General features: G+C 65.6%; 1 protein-coding gene. It reads right to left on the bottom strand.

The window, feature by feature from the left end; all coding sequences use genetic code 11:
- Nucleotides 1-16 precede the first annotated feature (16 nt).
- The gene (locus tag A5651_RS04920; protein WP_066976149.1) at nt 17-463 is read right to left on the bottom strand and encodes a hypothetical protein; all 447 of its coding nucleotides are present in this window, start codon (nt 461-463) and stop codon (nt 17-19) included.
- Nucleotides 464-509: the final 46 nt, after the last annotated feature.

Raw genomic sequence — 509 nt, 5'->3', positions numbered from 1 at the left:
CGACGCACGCTCGCGGCTAGCTGAGCTCGTCCCAAATGTGTTGGCTCTCGGCAACGACACTACGGTCGTGGGTCTGTTGGAAGTTGCGGCCGCCGCGTCGAAACGTGGCAATGACGGCCGCGGGTACCTTCTGTTCGGGCAATGGCGTTGCGAGCCAATGGCATTCGCGAACATGCACCAGGTCAACGGCTGCCGCCGCGTCGTCGTTGTCGTAAAAGTACGGGCCGTGGATGCGGCCGAGCCAGTACAGGCCGTCGGTGTCGCGGGTCCAGACGAACGAGCCGTTGTCGACATCGCGGAACCGTTCGATGCGGCGAGCCAGGCGTTCGTCCGACGGCTTCTTCGGCCCGCCGAATCCGCATACGCCCGTGGTGAGTGCGCGCTCGACAGCCGCGCCCCAATCGACGTCGTCGCGCCGCGACCGCATCGGCGCTCGGTACACCGCTACTGACACGTCACCCATACTTGCGTGAGCGTGCGCAAGCTGCCGAAAACTCGCGGCGTGTCGT

The sequence above is a fragment of the Mycobacterium sp. 1274761.0 genome (genome assembly GCF_001668615.1).
Taxonomy (GTDB): Bacteria; Actinomycetota; Actinomycetes; order Mycobacteriales; family Mycobacteriaceae; genus Mycobacterium.
Note: the sequence above shows the minus strand (reverse complement) of the source record. Positions and strands in the feature narration are given on the sequence as shown.